Source organism: Pseudomonas sp. MT92 (assembly GCF_058792515.1).
The window spans coordinates 147,340-154,018 of record NZ_JBXAFA010000006.1 but is presented as its reverse complement, the minus strand read 5'-3'; the positions used below and the strand labels follow the sequence as shown (position 1 = coordinate 154,018).

The window sequence follows — 6,679 nt, the reverse complement described above, 5'->3', positions numbered from 1 at the left end:
GCTTTTGTTGTTGGAAAAGGGATTGGTTGATACTGTTTTTGTGGCGAGGGAGCAAGCTCCCTCGCCACAAGGACTGTGCTGTGTGCAGATTGTCTGTTTCATTCCTGAACCCTTCCCCATCCCCCATTGTCGACTAGGCTCTAAGCACTGCTTGATAATCCTTGTGACGTCTTGTCGAATTTTTTGCCCGCGGGGGCGGGTGCTGCACCTATTTCCTGTCACTCGTCGACTTTTCAAACAGAACCCTGGAGCCTGACCACTGATTCGAGAGGTGCCCCATGAGTCTGCTGCTTGAACCCTATACCCTTCGTCAACTGACCCTGCTCAACCGCATTGCGGTATCACCGATGTGCCAGTATTCCAGTGTGGATGGCCTGGCCAATGACTGGCACCTGGTCCACCTCGGCAGCCGTGCCATCGGCGGGGCCGGACTGGTGTTCACCGAAGCCACGGCGGTCACGGCCGACGGGCGAATCACCGCGCAAGACCTTGGTTTGTGGAACGATGAGCAAATCGAGCCGCTGCAACGCATCACCCGCTTCATTGCTGCCCAAGGCGCCGTTGCGGGTATCCAGTTGGCGCACGCAGGGCGAAAGGCCAGCACCTATCGGCCGTGGCTGGGCAAGCATGGCAGCGTCAAGATCGAAGAGGGCGGCTGGCTTCCGGTCGGTCCGTCACCGATCGCGTTCGACCCCCAGCACACTCAGCCCAGGCAGCTTGATGACGGCGAAATCGCCAACGTCATTCAGGCCTTCGTCGATTCGGCCAAGCGCGCGCTGATCGCCGGTTTCAAAGTGGTCGAGGTGCATGCGGCCCATGGTTATCTGTTGCACCAGTTTCTTTCGCCCTTGAGTAATCAACGGCGCGATCAGTACGGCGGCTCATTCGAAAATCGCATCCGCCTGGTGCTGCAAGTCACCGAAGCGGTGCGCGCGGTGTGGCCCGAAGAGTTGCCGCTGTTTGTCCGGGTTTCGGCCACTGACTGGGTGGAGGACGGCTGGAATCCCGATGAAACCGTCGAGCTGGCGCGGCGGCTCAAGGCGCTGGGTGTGGACCTGATCGATGTTTCGTCCGGCGGCACGGCGGCGAATGCGGAAATTCCCACTGGGCCTGGTTATCAGACCCGCTTCGCCGAGCGGGTTCGCAAGGAATCGGAAATCGCGACTGGCACCGTAGGAATGATCACCGAGCCGGCTCAGGCCGAACACATTCTGCGCACCTGTCAGGCGGATATCATTTTCCTGGCCCGCGAGTTGTTGCGTGATCCTTACTGGCCGCTGCACGCGGATGACGATCTCGGCGGACGCAAAGCCATCTGGCCGGCGCAGTACCAGCGGGCGACGCACCGTGATCAGCCCATCCATGAATCAGATTTGCGGGATATATGAGACAGCGCCTCTTGTAGGAGCGAGCCTGCTCGCGATGGACGTCAACGATAACGCGCTCTGCCGGATACCCCGCGTTGCCCTGGCGTTTTTCGCGAGCATGCTCGCTCCTACAGTATCAAGCGGTGCAATCAGGCTGCTTCGATCTTGCTGCGGTGCTGCTCGACCTTGTTCAGGTAATCCTTGAGCTTGTCCTGTTCCGCGGCCGTGGTGAACAACCCGAGCTTGCTGCGACGCCACAGGATGTCGTGTGCGGTGGTGGCCCACTCTTCACTGCACAGGTAATCGACTTCGCGGGTGTAGAGGCCGCCACCGATGTGTTCGCCCATGTCGCTGAGGTTCTGTACGCCTTCGAGCAGACGCCAGGTACGGCTGCCGTAGGTGGTCGCCCAGCGGCGCGAAATTTCTGTCGGGACCCAGTCGAACTTGTCGCGAATCAACGCGCTCAGCGCTTGCGGGGTGGTCATGTCTTCGCCGCCCGGCAAGGTCGCGTTGGCGGTCCAGCTCGGCTTCATCTGCGCAAAGTACGGCGCCAGTTGCGCCAGCGCCGATTCGGCCAGTTTGCGGTAGGTGGTCAGCTTGCCACCGAATACCGACAACAACGGTGCTTCTTCGCCACTGCCCGACAACGCTAGGGTGTAATCGCGGGTGACGGCCGACGGGTTGTCGGATTCGTCGTTGCACAGCGGACGCACGCCGGAATAGCTGTGCAGGATGTCGTCGCGGCTGATTTGCTTTTTGAAGTGGGCATTGACCACTTTGAGCAGGTAGTCGGTTTCGCCTTCAGTGATTGCCACCTTTGCCGGATCGCCCGTGTATTCGCGGTCGGTGGTGCCGATCAGGGTGAAATGGTTCAGGTAAGGAATGGTGAACACGATGCGCTGATCTTCGTTTTGCAGAATGTGCGCGTGCTCGCCTTCGTACAGCTTCGGCACGATCAGGTGGCTGCCCTGGATCAGGCGGATGCCGTAGGGCGATTCCATCTTCAGGTCGTCGCGGATGAACTTGGCGACCCATGGGCCAGCGGCATTCACCAGCGCCTTGGCGCGGATCGAAAACAGACTGCCATCGGCGCGCTCCAGATGCAGGTGCCACAGGCCTTTGGCGCGACGAGCGCTGACGCAACGGGTCTGAGTGTGAATATGGGCGCCTTGTTCCCGGGCGGCCATGGCGTTCAGCACCACCAGCCGTGCGTCGTCGACCCAGCAGTCGGAGTATTCGAAGCCCTTGGTGATTTCACTTTTCAGTGCGCTATCGGGACCGAACTTCAGGCTTTTCGAACCGGCGAGTTTTTCCCGTTTGCCCAGATGGTCGTACAGGAACAGGCCGGCACGAATCATCCAGGCGGGTCGCAGGTGCGGGCGATGCGGCAGCACGAAGCGCATTGGCTTGACGATGTGCGGAGCCTTGGCCAGCAGCACCTCGCGCTCGGCCAGGGCTTCGCGCACCAGACGGAATTCGTAGTGTTCGAGATAACGCAGGCCGCCATGGATCAGCTTGCTGCTGGCCGACGAGGTATGGCTGGCCAAATCATCCTTTTCGCAAAGGAACACCGTCAGACCGCGACCGGCGGCATCCGCTGCGATCCCCACGCCATTGATCCCGCCACCAATGACGGCGACATCGTAGACCTCGGCAAGAGGGGGCGTGGGCAAGATAGAAGTGGGCATCGGCTCGGGCCTCGGGATTCTTTGATGTTTTGTATTTGAAATCGAACATAAATGTTCATTTGCGAAAATACTAGCCCATAAAGACGCACGCAGCCAGTCAGATTCGATTGAAAAAACTCATCGAATGGCGATGAAAGGAAAATTTACGAACATTGAGAGTGTAAGCGGACGGCTTTGGTGGCGAGGGAGCTTGCTCCCGTCGCTTTTGCGGCGAGTTCAGTGGGTCTAAATGAACTCAATTGAAGGGGTGAGGGCCGCTTCGCAGCCCAGCGGGAGCAAGCTCCCTCGTCACGGGGGATGTGCTTAAACGACTTCCAGTCTGACTTTGTGCTGGCTCAAAAGCTGCGTCAGCGCAGGGGAAGGCTGCTGATCCGTGACCAGGCAATCAACCAGGCTGATCGGCCCCAGGCGAATCATGGCGTTGCGCCCGAACTTGCTGGAGTCAGCGGCCAGAATCACTTGTCGGGCATTGGCGATGATCGCCTGGGAAACCCGCACTTCCTGATAATCGAAATCCAGCAGGCTGCCGTCTTCATCGATGCCGCTGATGCCCACCAGGGCGAAATCGACCTTGAACTGGTTGATGAAATCGACACTGGCCTGACCGACCACGCCTCCGTCACGTCGCACAGTGCCCCCGGTCAGCAGGACATCGAAGTCGTCCTTGGCGCTGAGCATCGAAGCCACATGCAGGTTGTTGGTGATGATTTTCAGATGGCTGTGGTTGAGCAACGCCCGGGCAATCGATTCGGTGGTCGTGCCGATATTGATGAACAGCGAGGCGTGATCGGGGATCTGTGCGGCGATGGCTTCGCCAATACGCTGTTTCTCGTCGCGCATCTGATCGGCGCGCATGGCGTAGGCAGTGTTTTCGACGCTGGAGTCGTAGGCTGCGCCGCCGTGGTAACGACGCAACAAATTGGCTTCCGCCAGCTGATTGATATCGCGGCGAATGGTCTGCGGTGTAACAACGAACAGCGTGGCCATTTCCTCGATACTGACGTACCCGCGTTCGCGGACCAGTTCGAGAATTTGCTGCTGACGGGGAGGCAGATTCATGGGGCGTCCTTTGGGCTGCCGAGCAAAATTTGCCCATGATGCCGCAGGAATCTCCTCCCGACCAGTTACTCGCGGATACAGTCCGCAGCCTGGCTTATTCAGCCCCTTCGTGCGGCTCCCAATCGCGGGTGCGGCTGACGGCTTTTTTCCAGCCGGCGTAGAGTTTTTCCTTCGCCGCTTCGTCCAGCGCCGGTTCGAACTTGCGTTCAATAACCGCCTTGCCGCGCAGTTCTTCCAGGCTGCCCCAGAAGCCGCAGGCCAAGCCTGCCAGGTACGCGGCACCCAGTGCGGTGGTCTCGCGCATTTGCGGGCGCTCGACCTGCGTGCCGAGGATGTCGGCCTGGAACTGCATGAGGAAGTTGTTCGCCACGGCGCCGCCGTCCACGCGCAGGGCCTTGAGGCGTTCGCCGGCGTCTTGCTGCATGGCGTCGAGCACGTCGCGGGTCTGGTAGGCAATCGACTCCAGTGCGGCACGAATGATGTGATCCACACGGACGCCGCGAGTCAGGCCGAACAATGCGCCACGGGCATAGGGGTCCCAGTACGGCGCGCCCAGTCCGGTGAACGCCGGTACCAGGTACACGCCGTTACTGTCCTTGACCTTGTTGGCGAAGTATTCGGTGTCGTGGGCGTCGTTGATGATTTTCAGCTCATCGCGTAACCACTGGACGGTGGAGCCGCCATTGAACACGGCGCCTTCCAGGGCGTAGGCCACTTCACCGCGCGGGCCGCACGCGATGGTGGTGAGCATGCCGTGTCTGGACTTCACGGCTTTGTCGCCGGTGTTCATCAGCAGGAAACAGCCGGTGCCATAGGTGTTCTTGGCCTGACCTGCTTCAACGCACATCTGGCCGAACAGCGCCGCTTGCTGGTCGCCGGCGATCCCGCCGATGGCGATGCCGCTTTTGGTATGGCCGTAGATCTGCGACGACGATTTCACCTGGGGCAGCATTTCCCGCGGGATGTCCAGCACGTCCAGCATCTTCGCGTCCCACTCCAGAGTGTGGATGTTGAAGAGCATGGTGCGCGAGGCGTTGGTGTAGTCGGTGACGTGGACCTTGCCGCCGGTAAATTTCCAGATCAGCCAGCTGTCGACGGTGCCGAACAACAACTCGCCGTTGCGCGCGCGTTCACGGCTGCCTTCGACGTGATCAAGTATCCACTTGAGCTTGGTGCCGGAGAAATAGGGGTCGGTCACCAGACCCGTGGTCTCGCTGATGTATTGCTCGTGGCCATCACGCTTGAGCTGCTGGCAGATCTCGGTGCTGCGGCGGCACTGCCAGACGATTGCGTTATAAATCGGTCGACCGGTGTTCTTGTCCCAGACCACGGTGGTTTCACGTTGGTTGGTGATGCCGATGGCGGCGACCTGATCGTGATGCAGGCCGGCCTGAGCCAGGGCCTCGACCATCACGGCGCTTTGGGTGGCGAAGATTTCCATCGGGTCGTGTTCGACCCAGCCCGCTTGCGGGTAATGCTGGGCGAATTCGCGCTGTGCGGTGCAGACCACGTTGGCGTCACGGTCGAAGATGATCGCGCGGGAGCTGGTCGTACCCTGATCGAGGGCAATGATGTAGTTCTTATTCTGTGTGTCGGTCATGTCGATTGCCTTGGACGAAATAAGGGAGTGAGGTCTGGCGCGCGATTGAATGGGCAGAATCACGTGCCAACGGTATCAAGAAATTCTTGGTTTGCCGTCAATGGCCGGTGCTGTGTCCTTTGTAGCAGGTGCGACGCTTGGCAGATGGCGGGCAATAACGCCGCGATAGGCTGCGGCGCCGAGGCAGGCCCCGATAATCGGTGCGAAAACCGGAACCAGGAAGTACGGGATATCGCGCCCGCCGGTGAAAGAAATGTCACCCCAGCCAGCGAAGAACGTCATCAATTTAGGGCCGAAGTCACGGGCGGGGTTCATGGCGAAACCGGTCAGCGGTCCCATCGAACTGCCGATCACCGCGATCAGCAAACCAATCAGGATTGGCGCCAGCGGGCCGTTCGGCAGGCCATTGTTGTCGTCCGTCAGGGACATGATCACGCCCATCAAAATGGCGGTGATGATCACCTCGACCAGAAAGGCCTGTGAGGTGGACAGGCTCGGATTGGGAAAGGTGGAGAACACCGACGCCAATTCCAGGCTGGCTTCAGTGCCGCGAACCATATGATGAGTTTGTTCGAAATCGAAGAATAGATTGCTGTATAGCGTGTAAACCAACAAGGCGCCACAAAACGCACCCGCCACTTGGGCCAGAATGTAAAACGGCAGTTTGCGCTTTTCGAAGTCGGCGAAAATGCTCAGTGCGATGCTGACGGCAGGGTTGAGATGAGCGCCGGAAACTCCGGCGGTCAAGTAAATCGCCATGCTTACACCGATACCCCAGATGATGCTGATTTCCCACAGACCAAAGCTGGCGCCCGCGACTTTGAGGGCGGCGACGCAACCCGTACCAAAAAAGATCAGCAGCGCAGTGCCCAGGAATTCGGCCATGCACTGGCTCGAGAGTGATGGTTGTTGTAAAGCGGTTGTCATCGAAACCTCATTTTTTATTGTCTGGCGCTTTTTTTTCA

The 6,679-nt window shown here is 59.4% G+C and carries 5 protein-coding genes; 1 reads left to right on the top strand and 4 read right to left on the bottom strand.

Translation table 11 applies throughout. The annotated features are described in order from the left end of the window. The first annotated feature begins 278 nt into the window (after nt 1-278). A complete protein-coding gene (locus AC1Q6D_RS13325) occupies nt 279-1,388 on the top strand; it encodes an NADH:flavin oxidoreductase/NADH oxidase (RefSeq protein WP_103403887.1) in 1,110 nt (369 codons plus the stop codon). A gap of 128 nt (nt 1,389-1,516) precedes the next feature. Here AC1Q6D_RS13325 and glpD read toward each other — a convergent pair whose 3' ends face one another. The 4 genes from glpD to AC1Q6D_RS13305 all read right to left on the bottom strand — a co-directional run bounded on the left by glpD (nt 1,517) and on the right by AC1Q6D_RS13305 (nt 6,641). Then, nucleotides 1,517-3,055 carry a glycerol-3-phosphate dehydrogenase gene (gene glpD / locus AC1Q6D_RS13320; RefSeq protein ID WP_103403888.1) on the bottom strand — a complete coding sequence of 513 codons (1,539 nt, stop codon included), beginning with the start codon at nt 3,053-3,055 and terminating at the stop codon, nt 1,517-1,519. Between the two features lie 303 nt (nt 3,056-3,358). Beyond that, on the bottom strand, nt 3,359-4,114 hold the full coding sequence (locus AC1Q6D_RS13315) for a DeoR/GlpR family transcriptional regulator (protein WP_103403889.1): 756 nt from the start codon (nt 4,112-4,114) through the stop codon (nt 3,359-3,361). Between the two features lie 94 nt (nt 4,115-4,208). After that, a complete protein-coding gene (gene glpK, locus AC1Q6D_RS13310) occupies nt 4,209-5,714 on the bottom strand; it encodes a glycerol kinase GlpK (RefSeq protein WP_103403890.1) in 1,506 nt (501 codons plus the stop codon). Between the two features lie 75 nt (nt 5,715-5,789). Beyond that, nucleotides 5,790-6,641 carry an MIP/aquaporin family protein gene (locus AC1Q6D_RS13305; protein WP_090464793.1) on the bottom strand — a complete coding sequence of 284 codons (852 nt, stop codon included), beginning with the start codon at nt 6,639-6,641 and terminating at the stop codon, nt 5,790-5,792. Between the last annotated feature and the right edge of the window lie 38 nt (nt 6,642-6,679).